This is a genomic window from Paracoccus broussonetiae, from assembly GCF_031854425.1.
In the GTDB taxonomy this organism is placed as follows: domain Bacteria; phylum Pseudomonadota; class Alphaproteobacteria; order Rhodobacterales; family Rhodobacteraceae; genus Paracoccus; species Paracoccus broussonetiae.
Window position 1 is genome coordinate 215479 of sequence record NZ_JAVRQI010000004.1, and the last position, 25448, is coordinate 240926.

Consider the following 25448-nt stretch of genomic DNA (forward strand, 5'->3'; position numbering starts at 1 on the left):
ATGCAAACGACCATCGCACAAAAAGCTCAGTTCCGCGGAGTCGGGCTGCACTCGGGTGCGGCGGTCCGCCTGGCGATCCTGCCTGCGCCTGTCGGCCACGGGATCGTCTTCGTGCGGACCGATCTGGGCGGCATGCGCATTCCCGCGCGCTGGGACCACGTCACCCCCTCGCAGCTGTGCACCCTTCTGGACAACGGGCAGGGCGCCACCGTCTCGACGGTCGAACATGTCATGGCCGCGCTGGCCGGCACCGGCATCAACAACGCCGTGGTCGAGGTCAACGGGCCGGAAGTTCCGATCCTTGACGGCTCGGCCGAGCCTTTCGTTCAGGGCATCGTCGATGCCGGCATCCGCCACCAGCCCGAAGCCGATCTGCGCGCGATCCGGATCCTGCGCCCGGTCGAGGTGCATCACGGTCAAGGTTTCGCGCGGCTGTCGCCGGCCGACCATCTGGAGATCGATTTCGACATCGACTTCGACGATGCCGCGATCGGTCATCAGCAGAAGACGCTGGACATGGCGAATGGGAGCTTTGTGCATGAGCTGATGGACAGCCGCACCTTCTGCCGCCAGTCGGATGTGCTGCAAATGCAGCAGAACGGCCTGGCGCTGGGTGGAACCTATCTGAACGCAGTCGTGATCGACGGCGACAAGGTGCTGTCCCCCGGTGGCCTGCGCCACGCGGATGAGGCCGTGCGTCACAAGATGCTGGATGCGATGGGCGACCTTGCGCTTGCCGGTGCCCCGATTCTGGGCCGCTATACCGGCCACCGCGCCGGCCATGCGATGACCAACAAGCTGCTCCGTGCGCTTTTTGCGGCGCCGGACGCTTGGGAATGGGTCACCGTGACGCCGGATATGCAGCAAAGCCTGCCCGGCGCGGGTGTCGTGGCCGAGGTTGCGCGCAGCCCGCGTTCCGCCATGCAGCTTGCCGTCGCCTGACCGCTTGGGCGGCGGCTGTCGGTTCTGTGTTCAATCATCCCGCCTTTTCCGTGTTTTGGCATTTTGCGCAGGCCGATTTTCTGTGCTAGGACGGCCGGGCCGCGCGGCCGTTCGGTGCGGGGCGCAAAGAGTTACTGACGGGCAGGTAGATATGGCGGGCATCAGATCGGCGGGTTCCTTGGTCACGGTGGCCCTCTCTGTTGCCCTGCTGGCGGGCTGCGGTGGCGGCAGCAGCAAGGCGCCCGAATCGCTCGACAGCTTCACGGCCGAAGAAATCTACAAGCGCGGCGAGTATGAGCTTGAGAACAGCCGCAAGCCCGAAGATGCGGTCCATTACTTCTCGGAAGTCGAGCGGCTTTACCCCTATTCCGAATGGGCCAAGCGCGCGCTGATCATGCAGGCCTATTCCTATCACCGTGCCCGCGACTATGAAGAGGCGCGCGGCGCCGCGCAGCGTTTCCTGGACACCTATCCGGGGGATGAGGATGCGGCTTATGCGAAATACCTGCTCGCGCTCAGCTATTACGACCAGATTGATGAGGTCGGCCGCGACCAGGGCCTGACCTTCCAGGCGCTGCAGGCGCTGCGCGAGGTGATCGAGCAATATCCCGATACCGAATATGCGCGCTCCTCGATCCTGAAATTCGATCTGGCCTTCGATCACCTTGCCGGCAAGGAGATGGAGATCGGGCGCTACTATCTCAAGCGCGGGCATTACACCGCCGCGATCAACCGCTTCCGTGTGGTGGTCGAGGAATACCAGACGACGACCCACACGCCCGAGGCGCTGATGCGGCTGGTCGAAGCCTATCTGGCCCTGGGCCTGACCAACGAGGCGCAGACGGCAGGCGCGATCCTTGGGCACAACTTCCGCTCGTCGCCCTTCTATCTGGACGCCTATGCGCAATTGCGCGGGGCGGGGCTGACGCCCGAGGCGACCGGGAACAGCTGGCTGACGGGTGTCTATCGCCAGATGATCCAGGGCAAGTGGCTGTAGTTGCCTGATGCTGCGGCATCTCGACATTCGTGACATGCTGCTGATCGACCGGCTGGAGCTTGAGTTCCGGCCGGGTCTGAACGTGCTGACCGGTGAGACCGGGGCGGGCAAGTCGATCCTGCTGGACTGCCTGGGTTTCGTCTTGGGCTGGCGTGGCCGGGCCGACCTGATCCGCACCGGTGCCAGCCAGGGCGAGGTAACGGCCGTCTTCGAATTGCCGGCTGTCCATCCCGCGCGTGACCTTCTGGCCGAAGCCGGTTTTCCGGTTTCCGATGAGTTGATCCTGCGCCGCGTAAACGGCGGCGACGGTCGCAAGACCGGCTATATCAACGACCGCCGCGCCTCGGGCGAGGTGCTGCGCAGCCTGTCTGAAACATTGGTGGAACTGCACGGCCAGCATGATGACCGTGGGCTTTTGAATCCGCGTGGGCATCGCTTGCTGCTGGACGCCTTTGCCGCGCTGGACCTTTCGGCGGTTAGGACCGCCTGGGCAAAACGGCGCGAGGCGCGTGCCGCGCTGGTTGCCGCGCAAGAAGCCCTGGCAGCCGCCAAGGGCGAAGAAGAATTCTTGCGCCACGCCGTTGCCGAACTCGACAAGCTTGCACCGCAGCCGGGCGAGGAGGCCGAACTGGACACCCGCCGCCGCGCCATGCAGGGGGCCGAGCGGATCCGGGGCGATGTCTCCCGCGCGCTTCAGGCGCTTGGCACTGACGGGGCCGAGGGCGCGATGCTGGATGCATCACGCTGGCTTGACGCCGCCGCCGAGCGGGCCGAAGGCAGGCTGGAAGCGCCAGCGGCCTCGCTGCAGCGCGCGCTGCTCGAACTGGGCGAAGCCGTGTCGGGGGTCGAAGCGGCGCTGGACGCGATGGAATTCGACCCGCGGGATCTGGATACGACCGAGGAGCGCCTTTTTGCGTTGCGCGCCCTTGCACGCAAGCACGAGGTCCTGGCCGACGATCTGGCGGGGCTTGCCGACGATTTGCGCGAACGCCTGACCCGCATCGATGCCGGGGATGCAGATCTCGTGCGCCTGACCCAGCAGGTCGCGGGTGCCGATGCCGCATATGACACCGCTGCCGCCGCTGTCGGCGCGGAACGCGTCGCGGCCGCCAAGCGGCTTGATGCCGCGATGGCGGCCGAGCTTGCGCCCCTGAAGATGGAACGCGCGGTGTTCGAAACGCGTCTTTCCGCCGCCGATCCCGGTCCCGACGGGCGCGACGCGGTTGCATTTACCGTTGCGACCAATCCCGGCGCGCCGAACGGACCGCTGGACCGGATCGCGTCGGGGGGCGAACTGTCACGCTTCCTGCTGGCCTTGAAGGTCTGTCTTGCACGGGGCAGCGACTCTCTGGTGCTGATCTTTGACGAGATCGACCGCGGTGTGGGCGGGGCCACCGCTGACGCTGTCGGCCGTCGGCTTGCCCGGCTGTCCGAAGGGGCGCAGGTGTTGGTGGTTACGCACAGCCCGCAGGTCGCGGCACTGGGCGGGCATCATTTCCGTGTCGCGAAATCGGTGGCCGCCGGCATGACGACATCACGCGTTGCCGCGCTTGCGCCGGATGAGCGGGTGCAGGAAATCGCACGGATGCTGTCGGGTGAAGAGATTACCGCCGCCGCGCAGGAAGCGGCCAAGGCCTTGCTTCAGGGCTAATCCAGGACGTAATCGACCTGCCTGATGATGGACTGGACCTGCAATGTGTGCTGGTCATAGCGGATCAGCCGACCGTCGATGACCCCGTATTCGCTGCCCTCGGGCGGACCGCTGATTCCATAAAGGCCAGGACGGCTGACCTCATGCAGGACCGCAGGATCCAGCTTGTCGCCGACGCGGATCGGCTGGTGGCCGCCGAAAGAGGCCTCGCGGACGCTGGTGGACTGGGCGTCGCCGGGGTCCAGATGCTGCGCAAAGGCCATTGTCGCGACCGCCAGCACGAGTGCTGCGGCGAATGAATATCGTTTGATCCGGGACTTCATGGTCGTATCAGTCTACTACCCACTACCTGCCAAAGCGTAAACGCCGTCCGCTTCGACGCCGTGTCGGGGTAACGGGTGACTGCGCCGGATGGATCCCCTACCTCACGCGGTTTTGCGCAGGCGAAGGGATCCGTGGCAATGTTGCATCAGGACCGACTGCGTCCCTGGCCCGCAAGGCGCGGCAGCATGGCCGAGAAATCGCGGCCGCGTCCATCGCCATCCTCGACGAACTCGGCGTAAAGGCGGGTCGCAAGCTCGCCCATCGGGGTGGCGGCATCGACCCCCTCGGCCGCCTGCTGGCTAAGGCGCAGGTCCTTCAGCATCAGTTCCGCGGCAAAGCCCGGCTTGTAGCCGTTGTCGGCGGGCGAGGTCGGCCCGACGCCCGGCGCGGGGCAATAGGCGTTCATCGACCAGCTGTATCCGGACGAGGTCGACACCACGTCGAACATCTTCTGCCGGTCAAGGCCCAGCTTGTCGGCCAGCGCAAAGGCCTCGCAGGTCGCGATCATCGTCGCGCCAAGGATCATGTTGTTGCAGATCTTCGCAGCTTGCCCCGCGCCTGCGTCTCCGCAATGCACGGCCTTTTGCCCCATGATCTCGAACAGTGGTCCGACCGTCGCGAATGCGGAGTCCGATCCCCCGACCATGAAGGTCAGGGTGCCCGCTGCGGCGCCGCCGATCCCGCCCGAGACGGGCGCGTCCAGCGCGCCAAGCCCGCGGTCCTGCGCCTGTCGCGCGACCGCGACCGCGCTTTCGACATCGACGGTCGAGCAGTCGCACAGGACCGCGCCCGCGTTCATTGCGGGGATGATTTCGGCGGCAACGCTGCGCAGGATCTGACCGTTCGGCAGCATGGTGATAACCACCTCGGCCCCCGCGGCGACGGCGGCCGCATCCGGTGCGGGGCTGACGCCGTCGGGCATTGGCGCGGCGGGGTCGAAGCCCACGACCTCGTGCCCGGCGCGGACCAGATTCGCGGCCATCGGCGCGCCCATGTTGCCCAGACCGATGAAACCGATCTTCATTCGCATTCCTCCCATGTCAGCCCGCCATCCTGCAGCGGCCCCAGCAGCGCGCGAACATTGCCGTCGCTGGCATCCGCCGACCATTTCGGCTTGCGGTCCTTGTCTATGATCTGGGCGCGCACGCCCTCAAGAAAGTCGCTTTCGGCGGTCGCGCGAAAGGTGAATCGGTATTCGCGCGCAAGGCTGTCGCGGATCGAAAGATCTCCCCGCGCCGCTCGGACCAGTGCCAGCGTCGCCGCCATGGACAGCGGAGAGTTGCGGTTCAGGGCGGCCAGGCTCGTCTCGTCGATATCCGATTGCAGCGAGGCCATGATCTCGTCGACATTGCGGCCACCGAACGCCGAAAGGTCCATCCCCTCAAGTGGTGCATCCGGCCGTGGCCGGCCCTTGATGACCGCGATATCGCCCTCGGCCGCCAGACGCTCGATCAGGGCGGGCCATTCGTCGAAGGGCAGATAGGTATCGGCGAAGCCCGCGAAGATCGCGTCGCCCGGTCCCATCCGCCCCGAGGTCAGGCCCAGATATTCGCCAACCCGACCCGGAGCATGGCCCAGAAGCCAGCTTCCGCCCACGTCCGGGATCAGGCCGATCCCGGCCTCGGGCATGGCAACCTGGGTGCTGTCGCAGACGATGCGGTGGCTGGCATGGCCCCCGACGCCGACGCCGCCGCCCATCACGAAGCCCTGCATGAAGGCGACGATGGGTTTGGGATATTCCGCGATCTTGGCGTTCATCTGGTATTCGTCGCGAAAGAAGTCGCGCCCGACCTGATGGTCCCCTGCAAGGCCCGCGCGATAGACAGCGGCAATGTCGCCGCCCGCGCAGAAGGCACGCTCACCCTCGGCGTCGATGATGACCAGCTGAACCTGGGGATCGTCGCGCCAGTCGTCCAATGTCGCATCGATGGCCAGCGCCATGTCGTGGCTCAGCGCGTTCAGTGCCTGTGGCCGCGTAAAGGTGATGCGGCCGGCGCGCCGGTCCTTGCGAATATGGATATCGGCCATCAACGATGCTCCGCCAGCAGGGCGCGGCTGACGATCAGCCGCATGATTTCATTGGTGCCTTCCAGGATCTGGTGAACGCGCAGGTCGCGCACGATCTTCTCGATCCCGTAATCGGCAAGATAGCCATAGCCGCCATGCAACTGCAGGCACTGGTTCGCGACCTCGAAAGCGCGATCGGTCACATGCAGCTTTGCCATCGCGCAGAATTTGCCGGCGTCGGGCGCGGCCCGATCCAGCTTCCATGCCGCCTGGCGCAGGAAGATGCGCGAGGATTGCAGCGCAGTCTCCATCTCGGCCAGCCGGAATTGCAGCGCCTGGAACTGGTCCAGCGTCTGGCCGAAGGCGCGGCGCTCGCCCATATAGCGAAGGGTGGCGTCAAGCGCCGCCTGCGCCCCGCCAAGTGCGCAGGCCGAGATATTCAGTCGCCCGCCATCCAGGCCCGCCATTGCATAGGCAAAGCCGCGGCCTTCCTCGCCCAGCAGGTTGTCGGCGGGAATCGCGCAATCGTCGAACTGGACCTGCGAGGTCGGTTGCGAACGCCAGCCCATCTTGTTTTCGGGTGCCCCGAAGCTCAGCCCCGGAGACCCGCTTTCCACCACGACCGAGGAAATGCCCTTGGGGCCATCCTGCCCGGTGCGGACCATTGCGACATAGGCGTCCGAATACCCCCCGCCCGAGATGAAGGCCTTGGTGCCGTTCAGCCGCCAGCCGTCATTCGTCCGCTCGGCCCGCGTACGCAACGCGGCGGCGTCGGAACCGGAGCCGGGTTCGGTCAGGCAATAGGAAAAGACCTTGTCCATCCGGCACAGCGCGGGCAGCCAGCGTGCCTTGGCGGCGCCCGATCCGAACTTGTCGATCATCCCGCCGCACATGTTGTGGATGGACAGGAACGCCGCGACGGATGGACAGGCCATCGCCAGCGCCTCGAAGACCAGCGTGCCGTCCAGCCGCGACAGGCCCGAGCCGCCATGCTCTTCCGAGACGTAAAGCCCGCCCAAGCCAAGCTCGGCTGCCTTGCCCCACAAGTCGCGCGGGATCGTCCCGTCCTGTTCCCAGTCGCGGGCATGGGGGGCGATGTGTTCGGCCCCGAAATCCCGCGCCATGTCAAAAATGGCCTGTTGTTCCTCGCTCAGCGCGAAATCCATGCTCCCCCCATGTCTTTCGGTCCCGCCGCCGGTATAGGCCGCGAAATGTTGCGCAAGTTTTGCACTGGCGCAAAAGGAAAGGCGAGGGTCGATGCCCTCGCCTTTGACCTGTTCAGTCCATCGCCTTGAAGTTCAGGGCGGCGCCTTCCTTGATGCCCGAGAACCAGCGGGCAGTAACCGTCTTGGTCTTGGTATAGAACCGGAAAGCGTCCGGCCCATACTGATTGAGGTCGCCAAAGGCCGATTTCTTCCAGCCGCCGAAGGTGTAATAGCTCAGCGGAACCGGGATCGGGAAGTTGATCCCGACCATGCCCACATTTACCCGGCTGGCAAAGTCGCGCGCAGTGTCGCCGTCGGCGGTGAAGATCGCGGTGCCATTGCCATATTCGTTGTCGATGACAAGGCTCAAGGCGTCTTCATAGGTCTCGGCGCGGACGGTGGTCAGGACCGGACCGAAGATCTCTTCCTTGTAGATGTCCATGTCGGGCGTGACGTTGTCAAACAGCGAGGGGCCGCAGAAGAAGCCCTCCTCATAGCCCTGGATCTTCAGATCGCGCCCATCGACCACCAGCTTCGCGCCCTGTTCCACGCCCGAGGCGATCAGGCCGTTGATGCGGTTTTGCGAAGCCTTGGTGATGACCGGGCCAAAATCCACGTCGTCGCCCGCGGTATAGGGGCCGACCTTCAGCTTTTCGATTTTGGGGATCAGGCGTTCGATCAGCGCGTCGGCGGTCTTCTGCCCGACCGGAACCGCGACCGAGATTGCCATGCAGCGTTCGCCCGCCGCGCCGAAGCCCGCGCCGATCAGCGCATCCGCCGCCTTGTCCAGATCCGCGTCCGGCATGATCAGCATGTGGTTCTTGGCACCGCCGAAGCATTGCGCCCGCTTGCCGTTGTTCGCCGCGCGTCCATAGATATATTGCGCGATCGGGGTCGAGCCGACAAAGCCCACCGCCTGAATGGTCGGATGGTCAAGGATCGCGTCGACGATTTCCTTGTCGCCGTTCACAACCTGCAGCACGCCGTCGGGCAACCCGGCCTCTTGCGCGAGCTTGGCCAGCGCGATCGAGGTCGAGGGCACGCGCTCGGACGGCTTCAGGATCATCGCGTTGCCGGAAGCAAGGGCAGGGCCCATCTTCCACAGCGGAATCATCGCGGGGAAGTTGAAGGGCGTGATACCCGCAACAACGCCCAGCGGCTGGCGCATCGAATAAAGGTCGATACCGGGGCCGCCATTGTCGGTGAATTCACCCTTGAGAAGCGCGGGCGCACCCATGCAGACCTCGATCACCTCAAGCCCGCGCTGCACATCACCGCGCGCGTCGGGCAGGGTCTTGCCATGCTCTCGGCTGACAAGCTCGGCCAGCTTGTCCATGTTGTCGTTGATGAGTTGGCCGAACTTCATCATCACGCGGGCGCGACGCTGCGGGTTGGTGGCAGCCCAGACCAGCTGGGCGCGCGCGGCGCTGGCAACGGCTGCGTCAAGTTCGGATGGCGTGGCCAGCGGCACGCGCGCCTGCACTTCGCCGGTCGCCGGATTATAGACATCGCTGAAGCGGCCCGAGGTTCCCCTGACCTCTTTGCCGTCGATCCAGTGGCACAGTTCTTCCATCTTGGCCTCCCTTGGGATTCGCGTTTCCCGGATCATAGGGTTGCAGCATTGCTGTCAAAAGCGAAAGTATGGCAAAAGGGTTTTGCATATTTGCAAAGGTGGCGATGCGATGGAATGGGATGACCTGCGCATCTTCCTGGCAGTGGCGCGATCGGAAAGCCTGTCCGGCGCGGGGCGTCGGCTTGCGATCGACGCCTCGACCGTGGGGCGCAGGATCGCCCGGCTTGAGGCCGCGCTGGGTGCCAAGCTGTTCGTGAAGACGCCGCAAGGCTATGCCCTTGCCCCCGAGGGAGAGCGGCTTTTGCCCCATGCCGAGGCGGCCGAGGCCGCGCTTGCCGGCGCGCGCGAAGCGCTGTCCGGCCCCGGCGACCTGACGGGACAATTGCGCATCGGCGCGCCCGATGGCTGCGCGAACTATCTGCTGCCGCAGATCTGCGCCCGGCTTTGCCAGGACCATCCGGGGCTGGAGATTCAGATCGTCGCCTTGCCCCGCGTCTTCAACCTGTCGCGGCGCGAGGCGGACATGGCCATCGCCGTGTCGCAACCTCAGGCGGGGCGGCTGATCGTGCAGCGGCTGACCGATTACCAACTGCATCTGGCTGGCCATGACGATTATCTGGACGCGCATCCCCCCATTCGCTCGCGCGAGGAACTGCGCGGTCACCGGATGATCGGATATATTCCCGACATGATCTTCGACCGCGAGCTGGACTATCTGACCGAGACGGGGGCGGAATGGGCGCAGCTTGCCTCGAACTCGGTCTCGGTCCAGATGCAGGCGATCCGCGCGGGGGCGGGGCTGGGCATCGTCCATGACTTCGCGATTCCCTTTTGCCCGGGCGTTCGCAGGCTGCTGAGCGACCAGATCTCGTTGGTGCGAAGCTTCTGGTTGATCCGCCATGCCGACGACCGCCGGTCCGAGCGGATGAACCGGCTGGCCGATGCGCTGGGGCAGGGCATTCGTGCCGAGGTTGCAAGACTGCAAGCCCTTTTGCCCGAAGATGCATCCACATAACAGCGTACTTGACGGAACCCAGGCTTGGGGCAACGCTTGAGTTACGAGGCCTTTCGCAAGCAGGAGGAACCGCAATGCTCGTGAACCAGATCCTGTCGATGAAATCTGTTGGCGATGTGATCACCATCGCCCCCAGCGCCACCGTGGCCGATGCCGCGAAGCTGCTGTCGGAAAAACGCATCGGGGCGATCGTGGTGTCCGAGGACGGAATGACGCCGCTCGGCATCCTGTCAGAGCGTGACATCGTGCGTGAATTGGGCAGGCGGGGCGCGTCGGTGCTGGACCTGACCATCAGCGAACTGATGACGCGCAAGCTGATGACCTGCCGCACCGGTGACGACGCGCTGGACATCCTGAACCGCATGACGCAGGGGCGGTTTCGTCACCTGCCGGTCGTGGACGAAAGCGGCGTGATGATCGGCCTTGTGTCGATCGGGGACGCCGTCTCTGCCCGGCTGAAGGAGTTGAACGCCGAGAAGGAAGCCCTGACCGGCATGATCATGGGAAACTGAGCGTTTCCCTTGGTCCCGGATTCCGCAACGACGCGGAACCCCTTGCAATCGGCGGGCAAAAACTGTTCGTTGTGCCCGTCCGTTGAAGAGTAGGGCAAGCCATGCGCATCGGGTTGTACCCCGGAACTTTCGACCCGATCACGCTGGGTCATCTTGATATCATCCAGCGCGCCCTTGCCCTGGTGGATCGTCTTGTCATCGGTGTCGCGATCAACCGCGACAAGGGGCCGCTATTCTCGCTGGACGACCGCGTCAGCATGGTCCGCCAGGAATGCGCCGAGATCACCTCGCGCATCGGGGGCGAGATCCTGGTCCATCCGTTCGAGAACCTGCTGATCGACTGTGCCCGTGACGTCGGCGCGACCGTGATCGTGCGGGGCCTGCGCGCGGTGGCGGATTTCGAATATGAATTCCAGATGGTCGGCATGAACCGTGCACTGGATTCCAGCATCGAGACGGTGTTCCTGATGGCGGATGCCCGGCGGCAGGCGATTGCCTCGAAGCTGGTCAAGGAAATTGCCCGGCTGGGGGGCGATGTGACCAAGTTCGTGCCCCCCGCCGTGAACGAGGCGCTGCTGGCCCGCTATCCGCGCTGAGGCCGCGTTCCGCAGCCAAGGGCGGGGGCGCTGCCGGATCTGACCGAAAGGAGCATCCGCATGACCCTGCCTGCCCGCGAACCGCAGCCCATCCCCGATCCCGATCGTCCACCGTTGCCCGATCCCGAGCCTGATCCGGCCCCCGGTGAAAACGACATCCCCGGAAACTGAAAAGCGGCCCCAAAAGGGCCGCTTTCCATTCCGGCATGATCAGTCCGGTTATTCTGCCTCGGGGCTTTTCGTTGCCACGGGGGGCGCAAGCTTCGGGGTCGGGCCGTTCGCCAGCGGGTCTTCCTGACGCTGCACCGAGCCCTCAAAATGCGCGCCGGATTCAATGGCGATGGTCTTGTGGATGATGTCGCCTTCGACACGCGCGGTCGCGGTCAGGCGGACTTTCAGGCCACGGACGCGGCCGATGACGCGGCCATTCACGACCACTTCCTCGGCAACGATCTCGCCGCGGATGGTGGCGCTTTCGCCGACGATCAGTTGATGCGCGCGGATATCACCTTCGACCGTGCCCTCGATCTGGATATCGCCCTGCGTCTTGATATTGCCGGTGACGGTCAGATCCGAGGACATGACCGACGGCGCGGTGCGGGTCCGCGGCGCGGCCGGAGAGGCGGGCACGTCATAGGTCGTGTCAAAGCTGCGCGGGGCTTCGGTGGGCTCGGGCGTCGGTTGGGTCCGGGGGCCAGGTTCGGTCACACGCGTCTTAGAAAACATTTTGGGCTGCCTTGATGAAGGTCATGGGGTTCACAGCATTGCCGTTCACGCGGACTTCATAGTGAAGGTGCGGACCGGTCGACCTGCCGGTATTGCCCATAGCACCGATCAGGCTGCCGCGCGACACTTTTTGCCCGACCTTGACCTTAATCTTGGACAGGTGGCCATAGCGGGTTTCGGTGCCCAGCTCGTGCTGGATCTTGATCAGGTTGCCGTAACCGCGCTGCCAGCCGGCATAGGTGATGGTGCCGTCGCCCGTCGCAAAGACCGAAGTTCCGATCGGCGCGGCCATGTCGATGCCTTCGTGACCGCGACCCCAGCGGCGACCAAAGGGCGAGGTATAGCGGAAGGCCGCCTTGACCGGCATCGCCAGCGGCATCTTTTCCGCCGCGATGCGATAGCTGTTCACCTTGTCCAGCGTGATCATGATCTCTTGCGCCTTGGCTTCGCCCTGGCCGATCTGCGCATTACCGCTGGAGGAATAGCTGACCGGGTTCAGCGGCCCGCCCTCGCCGGAATAGCCCTCGCGGATGGTGCTGAGAACCTTGTCCGGATTCATGCCGACACTGCGGAACATGTCGTCGAAGGGCTTGACCGAGATGGTGACCGCATCCTCGATCTGCGTCAGGATCTCGTCGTTGCGGGCGATGACCTGGTCGCGTTCAAGCGTCGCGGCATCAGCAGTGCGGCGGGCGTCGGCCGCCACCTTGACCGCGTCGGCGCGATCGTCGGCGGATTTCTTCAATTCGTCCGAGAGGATATCGAAAGCGACCTGCAAGTCTGCGCCCTGCGCGTCCGGGGTGCCCGCGCTTGCGCTGCGGGTGTCGTCGGCGCGGTCCTTGATCTCGGTCTGCAGGCGGGCCTGGACGGCGCCGATGCCGGTTTCCAGCTCGCGCCGGCGGGCCTCGGACTCCAGCAGTTGCGATTGCATCTGCGAGACCTGGTCCAGCGCGACGGAATAGCGGTTCTGGGCAGCCAACGCTTCGGTCGCGCGGTTGTCGCGCTCGGTGGACAGATCGGCCAGACGCTCTTCGAAGGCGTCCTGCGAACGGCGGGCCTGATCGCGCGAACCGTGGGCGCTGATGGCATCGATGGCAAGGATCGAGCTTGCAATGATTGCCCATCCGAAGACAAAGGCCGTGCCGCTGAGCGCGACAAGCTGCGTCGACGGACTGAGCCGGACAAAGCGGGTCGAACAGTCGGATTTCAGAAAGAGACGCTGCTCTGGCAGCCAGCGCTCAAGCACCGAATTCAGACCCTGTGTGATGCCCAATGTCCCTGTTCCATTCTGTTGCTGTTGCGGCCCCGCCGAGCAGAGGTGGGCCGTTGCTTGGCACTCATAAATCCGACATGTGCCCAAAGCGCAACATTCGCGGAATTTGTGCATCCATTATGGGCGGATTGACGCCGACAGGTTTGACCGGAACTGGTGGATATTCGCTGTCGACATGATGCGGCGTCGCATCGTCGATTGCAGGGCCGAACTTCAAGTCCCGGTCGGAAATTCCTGAGGAGAAACGCTAATCCGACGCCCTGTTACGAAAGAGCCGCGATTTTCGGGGGCGTTCGGCTGCTTGCGGCGGCTGCTGCCAAAATTGCCTGTCAGACAGGCAGATGAGCCAGAACTGGCGGTTCCACGTTGTGTATCCGCAACTCCTGGTATGGAACCGAAGTCGCGCGAGTGCGTTCTTCGCACCTTTCACGCGATTTCATAGGGCAGAGGGCCCGGCCGGTCGCGCGGGATGCGGATATGGCCATCCATTGGCGGGACCGAACGCTGGTGACAGGACGGGCGCGGACAGATCCGGCAGGAGACGCCGATCGGCTCGAACAGCTGCGGATTGCCAAGATCCAGCCCGTCCGAATAGACCAGATCGCGCGCATGGCTGATCTCGCATCCAAGGCCGATGGCAAAGCGGCGGACCGGCGCACCGAACGCGCCCGCTGCCTTGCTTACGTCGCGGGCCAGCAGCAGATAGCGCTTGCCGTCCGGCGTCTCGGCCAATTGGCGCAGGAAGCGGCCCGGCGCCTCGAACGCCTGGTGCACGTTCCACAGCGGACAGGCGCCGCCAAAGCGCGCGAATTGCATGCGCGTGGCCGAATGCCGCTTGGTGATTGTCCCGGCCTGATCGACGCGCACGAAGAAGAACGGCACGCCCCGGTCGCCGCCGCGCTGAAGCGTGGACAGCCGATGCGCGACCTGTTCCAGCGAGGCATGAAACAGATGCGCCAGCCGCTCAAGGTCGTGACGCTCGGTCCGGGCGGCGGCAAGGAAGGGGCCATAGGGCATCATCGCCGCGCCCGCGAAATAGTTCGCAAGCCCCAGCCTTGCGATGTCGCGCGCGGTCTGGCTGCGAAACCGCGCAAGCTCCAGCGTTGCATCCAGCAATTCGCCCCGGCTTTCCAGCGCCAGCAGATGCAGCAGCTGAAAGGCCTGGGTTGCCGGCTCGGCGGCGGCGTTCACCGTCACGCGGTTGCCATCTCGCAGATAGACCGAGCCGCTGCCCAGCTCAGCCAGTTCGACCGTGATCCCGCGCTCCTTCAGCGCAAAGATGGCGCGGGCCAGTGGATCCGGCTGGGGATGGGTGCGGGCAAAATGTTCGGCGGCACGATCGACCGCATCAATGTAATTGTCGCAATAGTGGAAGAAGTCGCGGACCTCCTCCCACGGAGAGGGGGTGGCATTCTGGGCGCCGGCGCCGATCGCCTCGTCCAGCGCGCCCAGCCGTTCCTGGCCTTCGCGATGCGCGCGATAGAGGTCCAGAAAGGCGCGCACCAGCGCCGGGGCATTGGTGGCCGCCAGCCGCAGATCTGCCTGGGGCGGCGTCGCGTCGAAAAGCGGGTCGGCAAAGGCCTCGACCATGTCGATGACCATGCGTTCGGCATCGCCCACCGTCATCGTGCCCAGATCGACCGAGAATTCCGAGGCCAGCCGCAGCAGGACCCCTGCCGAAACCGGGCGATGGTTGTTCTCCATCTGCGACAGATAGGGCAGCGAGACGCCCAACCGGTCGGCAAAGGCGCGCTGTGTCAGCCCGGCCCGGCTGCGGGTTTCACGCAGGGCAACCCCGGCATAGATCTTCTGCAATCCCATCCGGACCCCCTTTTGCAAAGACACAGTATGCTTTGCAAAAGTTCCGGCGCAAGCGGGATCAGCCCTGCGCGAGAAGCCGCCTTTCGCGGGCCATGACCCACAGCGCCGACAGGATCGAACCGGCCGAGACGATGACCATGATGACAAGCAGCGGCGCGGCCCCCGTGTCCTCGTGCAGGAAGGCCCCGGCAAGCGCGGCAAGGCCGGCGCCGCCGGCGACGGCCATCGCGCCACCAAGTCCGCTCGCGGTGCCCGCCAATTCAGGGCGCACGCTCATCATCCCGGCATTGGCGTTGGGCAGTAGCATCCCGTTTCCCAAGCCCATGAAGGCGACCGAGCCGAAGAAGATCAGCGGTGTCTGGCCGTCCAGCATGTCGATCACCAGCGCCACACCCAGCGGCAAGGTGCAGATGATTGCGCCGGTCAGGATCATGCGGTTCATCCCGAAGCGCGTCGAATAGCGGGCCGAGATGAAATTTCCCATCGCATAGCCGATCGAGGGCGCGGCGAACCAGTATCCGACCTCGGCCGGGCGCAGGTGCAGGATCGTCTGCCCGACAAAGGGGGCACCCCCGAGATAGGCGTAAAAGGCCCCCGCGCTTAGCGTCGCGGCCAGCGCATAGCCCCAGAACCGTTGCGACCGTGCCAGCAGAGGATAGGTCGCGATCTGTTGCCTCAGCGGGACGCCCCCGCCGCGCGAGGTTTCGCGAAGGTCGAACCAGCACAGCACGAAGACGACACTGGCAAGCACGCCCATTGTCACGAAGCTGGCGCGCCAGCCGAAATTCTCGTCCAGGATGCCGCCGATGGTGGGGGCGATCATCGGCACCAGCGACATGCCCATGGTCACATAGCCGATCATGCTGGCGGCACGCTCGGCCGGGACCATGTCGCGCACGACCGCGCGGCTCAGCACGAAGCCCGAGGTGACGATGGCCTGGATCATGCGGAAGAACAGGAACCAGCCCGCGGTCGGGGCCAGCAGCGTTCCCACCGTCGCCAGCAGGAAGACGGCGAATGAAACCAGGATGACCGGCCTGCGCCCGAAGCTGTCGCTGATCGGCCCGCAAAGCAGTTGCACACAGGCGCTGACCGCCAGAAACGCCGACACGGACAATTGCATCAGCGCGTAATCGACGCCGAAATCCCTGGCCATGCCGGGCAGCGACGGCAGGAAGATGTTCATTGACAGCGCGCCGGCGCCGGTGATCGACACCAGCGTGAACAGCTTGGGACGTCTGGTGGCCGGAACCGGGTTTGCAGTCATCCCTGCCTATTCGCGCGTGTCGGCGGGAATGGCAACGGGCTGATTGTATGGAAGTGTTTCCTGTGGCTTTGAGGCATGGCCGAAATTCGAAAAGATCATGAACGCGCCAAGGCAGATCAGGCCAAAGCCCAGCATGACGTTCCAGGTGATCTTCTCGCCCAGATAGGCCCAGGAAAAGATGACGAAGACCGAAAGGCTGATGACCTCCTGAATGGTCTTCAGCTGGGCCGCGTTGAAATGGCCATAGCCGATGCGGTTCGCGGGAACCTGCAGCAGGTATTCAAAAAAGGCGATGCCCCAGCTGACCAGGACCACGATCATCAGTGGCGCGGCCTTGAACTTTAGGTGCCCATACCAGGCGAAGGTCATGAAGACGTTCGAGGCCAGGAGCAGCCCGATCGTCATTACGGGAACAGGCAGGTTCATTCGGTACGATCCCAGCTGCGGTGCTTCTCAAGGTTGCCGAAGCGCGTGAAGCGGCCTTCGAAGCTTAGCTCGACGGTGCCGATGGGGCCGTGACGCTGCTTGCCGATGATGACCTCGGCCTTGCCGTGACAGGCCTCCATGATCTGCTGCCAGTTGGCCATCTTGTCGAGTTCGTGGTCGGCGGGCTTTTCGCGTTCGCGGTAATATTCCTCGCGGAAGACGAACATCACGATATCTGCGTCCTGCTCGATCGAGCCGGATTCGCGCAGGTCGGACAGTTGCGGGCGCTTGTCCTCGCGGCTTTCGACGGCGCGGGACAGCTGCGACAGCGCAATGACCGGGATGTCGAGTTCCTTGGCGACTGCCTTCAGCCCTTGGGTGATCTCGGAAACTTCGTTCACCCGGCTGTCCTTGGCAGATGCGGCGCGCAGAAGCTGAAGATAGTCGACGATCAGCACGTCGAGGCCCATCGTCCGCTTCAGCTTGCGCGCGCGCGCTGCCAGCTGGTTGATCGGCAAAGCCGGGGTGTCGTCGATGTAAAGCGGGCAGTTCTGCAGGTCATGGGCCGCCTTGACGAAACGGCGGAACTCATCCTCGGTCATATCGCCGCGACGGATGGATTCGCTGGGCACCTCGGCCGCTTCGGACAGGATCCGCGCGGCAAGCTGCTCGGCCGACATTTCCAAACTGAAGAAGCCGACGACGCCGCCGGCGACGGTGCCGTGGGTGCCGTCGGGCATCTCGCCCATGCGGTGCACCTTGGCCACGTTGAAGGCGATGTTGGTCGCCAGCGAGGTTTTGCCCATCGAGGGGCGACCCGCGAGGATGATCAGGTCCGAGCGGTTCAGGCCGCCCATCTTGCCATCAAGGTCGATCAGGCCCGTCGATACGCCCGACAGCCCGCCGCCCCGGCTGAATGCCGCGTTCGCGGCAGTCAGCGCGCCACTGACGGCGGACAGGAAGCTTTGAAACCCCCGTTCGGCCACGCCCTGTTCGCCCAGCTTGTAAAGCGTCTGTTCGGCTTCCTTGATCTGGTCCTCGGCCGAGTCGCTGACGGACACGGTCGTGGCGCGCGCGGCGATATCCTGCCCCAGCGAGATCAGGTCGCGCCGCAGCGCGAATTCGCGGATCATCTGGGCATAGTCGCGCGCAGCATGGGACGAGATTGCCGCCCCCGCCAGCCGCGCAAGATAGGCCGGGCCGCCAAGTTCCTTCAGTCCCGCGTCGTTTTCCATGAAAGCCTTGATCGTCACCGGGCTGGCCAGCGCGTTCTTGGCGATGCGCTCGATGCAGATCTCATAGATGCGGCGATGGACCGGATCATAGAAATGGCGCGGCTGGATGATGCGCGAAACGTGGTCATAGACCTCGTTATTGGTCAGGAGCGCGCCCAGAAGCTGCTGCTCGGCCTCGATCGAGAAGGGCACGGCCTGACTGGCTGCGGCCTCGGCGATTTCGCTGGGGTTCCTGATTTCGACGGCGCGTAGCTCGCTCATCCCTGATGACTCCGGATGTTCGACTGGGGGTGTGGGTTCTTATCCACCTTATGACGGCGGGGGTCCATCTGGATATGCTGTGGATAAGCTGGGGACAAAATGCTGCCCTCGCAGGTGGCGGGGGCAGCATGCGTATTTGCAAAACGATGAAGCAGGGCGCTTGCGCCCCGCCGTTCAGGGATGGGCGGCCTGCCAGGCGCGCGGATCGGTCAGGAAGCTTTCGACTTCGGCCAGCGTTTCCTGGTCATAGAAGCCCTGCTGGCGTGCCTCGGCCAGCACGTCCCACCAGGTGCACAGGTGGTGAAGCTGGACACCGTGATCGGCCAGGCGCTGGGTCGTTTCCGGGAAGATGCCGTAATAGAAGATCACCGCAGTGTGGCCGCAGCTGGCGCCCGTTTCGCGGATCGCGTCGACGAAGCTCAGCTTCGAGCCGCCATCGGTGGTCAGATCCTCGACCAGCAGGACGCGCTGTCCTTCGGTCATGGCGCCTTCGATGCGGGCGTTGCGGCCGTAACCCTTGGGCTTCTTGCGCACATAGGTCATGGGCAGTTGCAGGCGCTCAGCGATGAAGGCGGCAAAGGGAATGCCCGCCGTCTCGCCGCCCGCGATATTGTCGAAAGCGTCGAAGCCCGCGTCGCGCAGCACCGTCGCAGCCAGGAAATCCATCAGGGTCGAGCGGATGCGCGGATACGAGATCAGCTTGCGGCAGTCGATATAGGTCGGCCCCTTCAGGCCCGATGCATAGGTGAAGGGCTCGGCCGCGTTGAAGTGAACGGCCTTGATTTCCAGAAGCATCCGGGCGGTCAGCCGGGCGATTTCCTCGCGCGGGGGGAAGGGCAGGGTCATGCGGGATCCTCGACATGCCAATACAGCGGGAAGCCGGGGTCGAACACGGTCACGGTCTCGTCTCCGGCAGAGATATGGGTCGGGTATGAGGCCGGCTGGTCGCGCTTGACAAGACGGATCCGGTCCTCGTTCGGGGGCAACCCATAGAAAGCTGGTCCGTGAAGCGAGGCAAACCCCTCAAGCCGGTCCAGCGCGCCATCCTGTTCGAAGACCTGCGCAAGGATCGACATGGTGTTCGGCGCCGTGAAGCAGCCAGCGCAGCCACAGGCCGATTCCTTGGCGCGGTCGGGATGGGGCGCCGAGTCGGTCCCAAGGAAGAACCGCGCATCCCCCGAGGTTGCCGCCTTGCGCAGTGCCAGCCGGTGGCTTTCGCGTTTGGCGACCGGCAGGCAATAGTAATGCGGCCGGATTCCGCCCACCAGGATGTGGTTGCGGTTGATGACCAGATGATGGGTCGTGATGGTCGCGCCGATATTGTCGTTCGCGCTGACGTAATCCACCCCGTCCGAGGTGGTGATATGTTCCATCACCACGCGCAGGCCGGGGGTCGCGCGGCGGATGGGATCCAGCACCCGGTCGATGAACACGGCCTCGCGGTCGAAGATGTCGATGGCGGGATCGGTGACTTCGCCATGCGTGCAAAGCGGGATGCCCGCTTCGGCCATCGCCTCCAGCACGGGACGCACCTTGTCAAAGTCGCGCACGCCCGAGGCCGAGTTCGTGGTCGCGCCGGCCGGGTAAAGCTTAACCGCCGTAATGATTCCCTGCGCGTGCGCCGCGACCAGATCAGCCGGATCTGTGGCTTCGGTCAGGTACAGCGTCATCAGCGGACGCAGCGTCACATTTTGCGGCAATGCAGCAAGAATGCGATCGCGATAGGCGGCGGCCTGCGCCCCGGTCACGACGGGGGGCACAAGATTCGGCATGATGATGGCCCGGCCGAAATGGCTGGAATATGCTGCAACTGCAGCAAGCATCTCGCCATCACGCAGGTGCAGATGCCAGTCGTCGGGGCGTCGGAGCGTCACGGAATTTGTCATGGGGTTCCTGTATACCGGGCGGGTTGCCATGAAAATAGCCTGCAGACCCTGTCGGAAAGAATGACTTGGCAAGCGGGGATCAAGGGCGCAAATTTCTTGGCCTGTGACTAAAGATCGGAGATCGAGATGGCGAATGGCAAGCCGGATCCGTTCGCGATGGGCAATCCTTTTCTGCTGTGGCAGCAGATGACGCGGATCGCCTGGGAATCGCAGATGGTGATCGCGATGCGCACGGCGGGGATGATGGGGCTGGTGCCCCAGGACGTGGGTGAGCCCGCGCGCATGGTCGTGGAAAAGGCTGATGCGGCGTCCGAGGCGATGCTGGCGGCGCTGCGTGCCGCAGGGCGTGGCGAGCGAGCGGACAAGGTCATGGCGGCGGCGTTGCGCCCCTATCGCCGGCGGACCAAGGCCAATGTGAAACGACTGTCGCGCAAGTCCTGACCTGCGCTTCTGTCCCCTGAATGCGAAACGCGCCCCATATCGGGGCGCGTTCGTTTTTCATTGCAATCCTGCGGACCGGATCAGATCAGCTTGCCCATCGCGACAGCGGTATCCGACATGCGGTTCGAGAAGCCCCATTCGTTGTCGTACCAGGTCAGGATACGGCAAAGCTTGCCTTCCATTACCTTGGTCTGGTCCATGTGGAAGACCGAGCTGTGCGGGTCGTGGTTGAAGTCCGACGAAACCAGCGGCTCATCGGTATAGCCCAGGATGCCCTTCAACTGGCCATCCGCTGCGGCGCGGATCGCGTCATTGATCTCGGCGACCGAGGTTTCGCGGGCGGCTTCGAAGACCAGGTCGACGACCGACACGTTCGGCGTCGGCACGCGGATCGACACGCCGTCCAGGCGGCCTTTCAGCTCGGGCAGCACCAGGCCCACGGCTTTGGCTGCACCGGTCGAGGTCGGGATCATCGACAGCGCGGCGGCGCGGGCGCGGTACAGATCCTTGTGCATCGTGTCCAGCGTCGGCTGGTCGCCGGTATAGCTGTGGATGGTCGTCATGAAGCCGCGTGCGATGCCGATCGAGTCGTTCAGCACCTTGGCGACGGGCGACAGGCAGTTGGTGGTGCAGCTGGCGTTCGACACGACCAAGTCATCCTTGGTCAGCGTGTTGTCGTTCACGCCGAAGACGATGGTCTTGTCCGCATTGTCGCCGGGGGCCGAGATCAGCACGCGCTTCGCGCCGGTGGACAGGTGCGGCTGCACCTTTTCCTTGGACGTGAAGATGCCGGTGCATTCCATGATGACGTCGATGTCGCCCCAGGGCAGATCGGCAGGATTGCGGACCGCGGTGACCTTGATCGGCCCACGGCCGACATCGATCGAGTCGCCCGACACGGTGACCTTGGCCGGGAAGCGGCCATGCACCGAATCGTAGCGCAGCAGGTGCGCGTTCGTCTCGACCGGGCCAAGATCGTTGATCGCCACGACCTCGATATCGGTGCGTCCCGATTCGATGATTGCGCGCAGCACGTTCCGGCCGATCCGGCCGAAGCCGTTGATTGCCACCTTAACAGCCATGGGCTTTCCTCCGCCGCTGATGATGTTCGGCTGGCAGATAGCCCGCATTTATCTGGAAATGCAAATGGCTGGGGCGCGATCGGGGACGAAAACTCCCCGAAATTTCCATGTTAGCGCCTTGAGTTCGCGCGGCAATCCGCCAAGGCCGTGCCGTTAGCGCCAGAAGCTGAGATACTCGATCAGCGCCGCGAACTCCTTGCCAAGGAAAAGCGGCAGGTTTCCCTGAAGGAAGATCGCATCCCCAAGGAAGACTGCGAGAATCACGAGCCCCAGTCCAAGGGCGATGGCGTTGGTCATCGGGGTCTCCGTCACCGGGCCCGCGCGGGCCGTCGGGGGATAGAGCTAGGCCAGTCGGCGGGGCTGGGCAAGGGGCGGGCCAAGGCGCGCGCAGCTCAGGAAAGTTCGCCGTCCTGATCTTCGCTGGCCAATGGGGCGATCAGGAAAAGATCGCCCGCCGCCTCCATCCTGCGGATCGTGGCCACCACCGCGTCCATCGCCTCTTCCGCGTCGCGCGCGGCGACATTGCCAAGAACCTCGACCTCGTCGCGCATGGATTCCGCAAGCCGTGTCGACAGACCGCGCAGGAAGAAGTCCATGGTCGCCCGATACTCTGCCTTCGCACCGGCAAAGGCCCTGACCAGCACGGCGGGATCCATCTCGCGGATGATGCGGGGCAGGTCGCGACTGTCCACGCGGTTGGGGATATTGAGCCAGGTGAAGATGGTCTTTCGCACTTCGCCCGCGAATTCCGGCTCTTCGTTCTCAAGCCGGGACAGGACGTCGTCGCGGGTCTGGGCTGAGGACACGTTCAGGATCGCGCCGATCTTTTCGGCGGCCTTGCCCTCGATCGCGGGACGGGGGATGGCATCGGCCGCGCGGATCAGCGCCAGCCCGATCCGGTTCAGCGCCGGGGATTCGATGGTCCCGGTCAGGGACATCGCATAGGCAATCTGGCGCGAGCGGTCGGGCTCGATCAGGCCAAAGACCTCGGCCGCGCGCGGCACCGGCAGTTTGGAGAACATTACGGCGGCGATTTCGACCGCCTCGGTCCGGGCAAGTTCGGCGAGAAGAACGGGAGAGAGCATCGCGATCCGGTCCCAGGGATCGCCGGTGCCGTTCAGGGCCGCCAGTCGGCGCAGCCGGTCGCTGGTCTCGGCCGACAGATGGCCGTCCAACAGATTCAGCGTGCCGTCGATATCGCCGGGAAAGCTAAGCCCGATCGCCTCAAGCCGGTCGCAGAATTCGGCAACCACCGCATTGCGGGTCTCGCGGTCCACCAGACCCATCAGGGCCATTTCCTGCGCCAGGTCGGTCTGGGCCGCGGCAGGCAGGCCGGACAGGTCCAGGTCATCGCCTTCGGCCAGAGCAAGGCGCACGATGATCGCCGCCTTCTGCCTTGCGCTCAGCGCCGGATTTGCCGTCATGGACTGCCCCCGTTTTCCGTTCGGGGGCAGTCTTGCATCAAATGCCGAACGGGCGGTTAATGCGCGCCGTTTTCGCCGAAGACACGAGCGAAGATCGTGTCGACATGCTTGGTGTGATAGCCAAGATCGAACTTCTCTTCGATTTCGGCAGGTGACAGCGCGGCCGTTACTTCGGCATCACCCAGCAGCTCGGTCTTGAAGTCGGCGCCCTGTTCCCAGACCTTCATCGCGTTGCGCTGGACCAGGCGGTAAGCATCTTCGCGGCTGACACCGGCTTGCGTCAGCGCCAGAAGAACCCGCTGCGACATGACCAGGCCTTTGAACTTGTTCATGTTCTTCAACATGTTCTCGGGATAGATGACCAGCTTTTCAATGACGCCGGCCAGACGGTTCAGCGCGAAATCCAGCGTGATCGTCGCATCCGGGCCAATGGCGCGCTCGACCGAGGAATGGCTGATGTCCCGCTCGTGCCACAGCGCGACGTTTTCCATCGCGGGAACTACGGCCATGCGGACCAGACGGGCAAGACCGGTCAGGTTTTCGGTCAGCACCGGGTTGCGCTTGTGCGGCATGGCCGAGCTGCCCTTCTGGCCGGGGCTGAAGAACTCCTCGGCCTCAAGCACTTCGGTGCGCTGCATGTGACGGATCTCGATCGCCACGTTTTCCATCGACGAGGCGATGACGCCCAGCGTGGCAAAGAACATCGCGTGCCGGTCGCGGGGAATGACCTGCGTGCTGATCGGCTCGGGCTTCAGACCCAGTTTCGCGCAGACGTGCTCTTCGACGCGCGGGTCGATATTGGCGAAGGTGCCGACAGCGCCCGAGATCGCGCCGGTCGCAATTTCCTCGCGCGCGGCGACAAGACGTGCGCGGCCGCGGTCCATCTCGGCATAGAAGCGGGCGAAGGTCAGGCCCATCGTCGTGGGTTCCGCATGGATGCCGTGGCTGCGGCCGATGCGAACGGTATCCTTGTGCTCGAACGCGCGTTTTTTCAGCGCGGCCAGAACGCGGTCCATGTCGGCCAGCAGGATGTCCGCGGCGCGGACCAGCTGGACATTCAGAGTGGTGTCCAGCACATCGGACGAGGTCATGCCCTGATGGACGAAGCGGGCCTCGTCGCTGCCGATATGTTCGGCCAGATGGGTCAGGAAGGCGATGACATCATGCTTGGTGACGGCTTCGATCTCGTCGATGCGGGCGACGTCGAATTCGACATCCTTCGCTTTCCAGACCGCTTCGGCGTTTTCGCGCGGGATCACGCCCAGATCCGCCTGGGCGTCGCAGGCATGTGCCTCGATCTCGTACCAGATGCGGAACTTGGTTTCGGGCGACCAGATGGAGACCATTTCGGGGCGGGAATAGCGCGGGATCATCGGATTCTCCTGTATTTGCGGGGGTTCTAGCGGCTTGCCCCCTTGCCCGCAACAGCGCCGCGACAGGGGCGGGCGATCATGGAGATCGCAAGGTCGAGAATTTGGCGGCAAACAACTGGAAAGGCAGCGAAAGACCGGGGCTTCGGCACCGGCTTACCGCATCCTTGCTGTCGCGCATTCAGCCATGCGCCGGGCGGGATACTGGATTGCATCTGGTGCGATTGCGGCAGGTCGGGGGCGCGCACAACTAGAAACGACATGCAATTAGCAAGAGGGCACATGATGCCGACGCTTTTCGACCCCCTGAAGCTGGGCGCGCTGACGCTGAAGAACCGTATCGTCATGGCACCGCTGACGCGCAGCCGCGCTGTCGACAACCGCGTCCCGAATGCCCTGATGGCCAAGTATTATGGGCAGCGTGCGCAAGCCGGCATGATCCTGTCCGAGGCGACCAGCGTTACCCCGATGGGGGTTGGCTATGCGGATACCCCCGGCATCTGGAGCGACGAACAGGTCGAAGGCTGGAAACAGACCATCAAAGCCGTGCATGACAAGGGCGGCGTGATCTTCCTGCAGCTTTGGCATGTCGGGCGCATCTCGGATCCGGAGTTCCTGGATGGCGAAACCCCGGTTGCCCCCAGCGCGATCCAGCCCGAGGGCACCGTCAGCCTGGTGCGGCCGAAGCGTCCCTATGTCACACCCCGTGCGCTGGAAACGGACGAGATCCCGGCGATTGTCGAAGCCTATCGCCTGGGTGCCGAGAACGCGAAGCGCGCGGGTTTTGACGGCGTGCAGATCCATGCCGCGAACGGCTATCTGATCGACCAGTTCCTGCAGGATGGCACCAATCACCGCACCGACCAGTATGGCGGCTCGATCGAGAACCGCACCCGCCTGCTGGAAGAGATCGCCGATGCCGTGATCGGCGTCTGGGGCGCGGACCGTGTGGGCGTTCACCTGGCCCCGCGCGGCGACAGCCATGACATGAGCGACAGCGATCCGAAAGCCCTGTTCACCCATGTCGCGCGCCAGTTGGGCCAGCGCAAGATCGCCTTCCTGGGCGTGCGCGAGCACTTGGCCGAAGACAGCCTTCTGCCCGACATCAAGGCGGCTTTCGGCGGCGTCGTCATCGCGAACGAGGGGCTGACCCAAGAATCCGCCGAGAAGCTGGTCGAGGCGGGCCGCGCCGATGCGGTGGCCTTTGGCAAGGACTTCATCGCGACGCCCGACCTGCCGCACCGCTTCCGCGAACGGCTTGCGCTGAACGAGATCGACTTTGCGACCTTCTACGGAGGCGGAGCCAAGGGCTATACCGACTATCCGCTGGCCGAAGAACTGGCCTGATCAGGTTGGCGCCCGGTTCAGGGCGCCCGACCGCAATGGCAACGAAAAAGGGCGCCGTTCGGCGCCC

At 64.4% G+C, this 25448-nt stretch carries 24 protein-coding genes and 1 pseudogene; 8 read left to right on the forward strand and 17 right to left on the reverse strand.

What is annotated here, in order from left to right:
• The 3 genes from lpxC (at window position 1) to recN (ending at window position 3590) form a co-directional block, all read left to right on the forward strand.
• Entirely contained in the window at window positions 1–942 is a 942-nt protein-coding gene (gene lpxC / locus RM190_RS06820) for a UDP-3-O-acyl-N-acetylglucosamine deacetylase (RefSeq protein WP_311758659.1), read from the forward strand.
• A 151-nt stretch (window positions 943–1093) separates the two neighbouring features.
• Window positions 1094–1939: an outer membrane protein assembly factor BamD gene (locus tag RM190_RS06825; RefSeq protein WP_311758660.1), complete on the forward strand. Its 846-nt coding sequence runs from the start codon at window positions 1094–1096 to the stop codon at window positions 1937–1939.
• Window positions 1940–1946: 7 nt separating this feature from the next.
• Window positions 1947–3590, forward strand: coding sequence for a DNA repair protein RecN (gene recN, locus RM190_RS06830; protein WP_311758661.1), 1644 nt, complete (start codon window positions 1947–1949; stop codon window positions 3588–3590).
• On the opposite strand, the gene RM190_RS06835 is transcribed toward recN, so the two are convergent.
• The 5 genes from RM190_RS06835 to RM190_RS06855 all read right to left on the reverse strand — a co-directional run bounded on the left by RM190_RS06835 (window position 3587) and on the right by RM190_RS06855 (window position 8699).
• Window positions 3587–3913: a hypothetical protein gene (locus RM190_RS06835; RefSeq protein WP_311758662.1), complete on the reverse strand. Its 327-nt coding sequence runs from the start codon at window positions 3911–3913 to the stop codon at window positions 3587–3589. The two genes, recN and RM190_RS06835, sit on opposite strands and share 4 nt — an antisense overlap.
• A gap of 146 nt (window positions 3914–4059) precedes the next feature.
• A complete protein-coding gene (gene mmsB, locus RM190_RS06840) occupies window positions 4060–4938 on the reverse strand; it encodes a 3-hydroxyisobutyrate dehydrogenase (RefSeq protein WP_311758663.1) in 879 nt (292 codons plus the stop codon).
• On the reverse strand, window positions 4935–5942 hold the full coding sequence (locus RM190_RS06845) for an enoyl-CoA hydratase/isomerase family protein (protein ID WP_311758664.1): 1008 nt from the start codon (window positions 5940–5942) through the stop codon (window positions 4935–4937). The genes mmsB and RM190_RS06845 overlap by 4 nt, the downstream gene beginning before the upstream one ends.
• The gene (locus RM190_RS06850; RefSeq protein ID WP_311758665.1) at window positions 5942–7087 is read right to left on the reverse strand and encodes an acyl-CoA dehydrogenase family protein; all 1146 of its coding nucleotides are present in this window, start codon (window positions 7085–7087) and stop codon (window positions 5942–5944) included. Before RM190_RS06850 ends, RM190_RS06845 begins: the two co-directional genes overlap by 1 nt.
• A gap of 112 nt (window positions 7088–7199) precedes the next feature.
• Window positions 7200–8699: a CoA-acylating methylmalonate-semialdehyde dehydrogenase gene (locus RM190_RS06855; protein WP_311758666.1), complete on the reverse strand. Its 1500-nt coding sequence runs from the start codon at window positions 8697–8699 to the stop codon at window positions 7200–7202.
• A gap of 109 nt (window positions 8700–8808) precedes the next feature.
• On the opposite strand from RM190_RS06855, the gene RM190_RS06860 reads away from it, so the two are divergent.
• The 3 genes from RM190_RS06860 (at window position 8809) to coaD (ending at window position 10822) form a co-directional block, all read left to right on the forward strand.
• Window positions 8809–9714, forward strand: a complete 906-nt coding sequence (locus RM190_RS06860) for a LysR family transcriptional regulator (protein ID WP_311758667.1) — start codon at window positions 8809–8811, stop codon at window positions 9712–9714.
• A 74-nt stretch (window positions 9715–9788) separates the two neighbouring features.
• On the forward strand, window positions 9789–10226 hold the full coding sequence (locus tag RM190_RS06865; protein WP_311758668.1) for a CBS domain-containing protein: 438 nt from the start codon (window positions 9789–9791) through the stop codon (window positions 10224–10226).
• A gap of 101 nt (window positions 10227–10327) precedes the next feature.
• Complete coding sequence (coaD, locus tag RM190_RS06870) at window positions 10328–10822, forward strand: pantetheine-phosphate adenylyltransferase (RefSeq protein WP_311758669.1); 495 nt, start codon at window positions 10328–10330, stop codon at window positions 10820–10822.
• A 219-nt stretch (window positions 10823–11041) separates the two neighbouring features.
• Here coaD and RM190_RS06875 read toward each other — a convergent pair whose 3' ends face one another.
• The 8 genes and pseudogenes from RM190_RS06875 to pyrC form a co-directional block, all read right to left on the reverse strand.
• Window positions 11042–11548: a bactofilin family protein gene (locus tag RM190_RS06875; protein ID WP_311758670.1), complete on the reverse strand. Its 507-nt coding sequence runs from the start codon at window positions 11546–11548 to the stop codon at window positions 11042–11044.
• Window positions 11538–12821, reverse strand: a complete 1284-nt coding sequence (locus RM190_RS06880) for a DUF5930 domain-containing protein (protein WP_311758671.1) — start codon at window positions 12819–12821, stop codon at window positions 11538–11540. Before RM190_RS06880 ends, RM190_RS06875 begins: the two co-directional genes overlap by 11 nt.
• 426 nt (window positions 12822–13247) lie before the next feature.
• Window positions 13248–14642 (reverse strand): helix-turn-helix domain-containing protein, encoded by a 1395-nt coding sequence (locus RM190_RS06885; RefSeq protein ID WP_311758672.1) that lies wholly within the window; start codon window positions 14640–14642, stop codon window positions 13248–13250.
• 58 nt (window positions 14643–14700) lie between these two features.
• Complete coding sequence (locus tag RM190_RS06890) at window positions 14701–15909, reverse strand: multidrug effflux MFS transporter (protein ID WP_311758673.1); 1209 nt, start codon at window positions 15907–15909, stop codon at window positions 14701–14703.
• A gap of 81 nt (window positions 15910–15990) precedes the next feature.
• Window positions 15991–16335: pseudogene (locus RM190_RS06895) on the reverse strand (DMT family protein); the annotation flags it as partial.
• Entirely contained in the window at window positions 16332–17831 is a 1500-nt protein-coding gene (locus RM190_RS06900; RefSeq protein ID WP_311758674.1) for a replicative DNA helicase, read from the reverse strand. The gene RM190_RS06900 and the pseudogene RM190_RS06895, both read right to left, overlap by 4 nt.
• Before the next feature lie 174 nt (window positions 17832–18005).
• Complete coding sequence (locus tag RM190_RS06905; protein WP_311758675.1) at window positions 18006–18677, reverse strand: orotate phosphoribosyltransferase; 672 nt, start codon at window positions 18675–18677, stop codon at window positions 18006–18008.
• Window positions 18674–19717 (reverse strand): dihydroorotase, encoded by a 1044-nt coding sequence (gene pyrC, locus RM190_RS06910; RefSeq protein ID WP_311758676.1) that lies wholly within the window; start codon window positions 19715–19717, stop codon window positions 18674–18676. The genes RM190_RS06905 and pyrC overlap by 4 nt, the downstream gene beginning before the upstream one ends.
• Window positions 19718–19843: 126 nt before the next feature.
• Between pyrC and RM190_RS06915 the strand changes: the two genes are divergently transcribed.
• A complete protein-coding gene (locus tag RM190_RS06915; RefSeq protein WP_311758677.1) occupies window positions 19844–20158 on the forward strand; it encodes an antibiotic ABC transporter in 315 nt (104 codons plus the stop codon).
• Window positions 20159–20238: 80 nt separating this feature from the next.
• On the opposite strand, the gene gap is transcribed toward RM190_RS06915, so the two are convergent.
• The 4 genes from gap to purB all read right to left on the reverse strand — a co-directional run bounded on the left by gap (window position 20239) and on the right by purB (window position 24037).
• A complete protein-coding gene (gap, locus tag RM190_RS06920) occupies window positions 20239–21240 on the reverse strand; it encodes a type I glyceraldehyde-3-phosphate dehydrogenase (RefSeq protein WP_311758678.1) in 1002 nt (333 codons plus the stop codon).
• A 153-nt stretch (window positions 21241–21393) separates the two neighbouring features.
• Window positions 21394–21537, reverse strand: a complete 144-nt coding sequence (locus tag RM190_RS06925) for a hypothetical protein (RefSeq protein ID WP_311758679.1) — start codon at window positions 21535–21537, stop codon at window positions 21394–21396.
• 95 nt (window positions 21538–21632) lie between these two features.
• Window positions 21633–22664 (reverse strand): FliG C-terminal domain-containing protein, encoded by a 1032-nt coding sequence (locus tag RM190_RS06930; protein WP_311758680.1) that lies wholly within the window; start codon window positions 22662–22664, stop codon window positions 21633–21635.
• Window positions 22665–22720: 56 nt separating this feature from the next.
• The gene (gene purB, locus RM190_RS06935) at window positions 22721–24037 is read right to left on the reverse strand and encodes an adenylosuccinate lyase (RefSeq protein ID WP_311758681.1); all 1317 of its coding nucleotides are present in this window, start codon (window positions 24035–24037) and stop codon (window positions 22721–22723) included.
• A 282-nt stretch (window positions 24038–24319) separates the two neighbouring features.
• Here purB and RM190_RS06940 point away from each other — a divergent pair, with 282 nt between their 5' ends.
• Window positions 24320–25381 (forward strand): alkene reductase, encoded by a 1062-nt coding sequence (locus RM190_RS06940; protein WP_311758682.1) that lies wholly within the window; start codon window positions 24320–24322, stop codon window positions 25379–25381.
• Window positions 25382–25448: the final 67 nt, after the last annotated feature.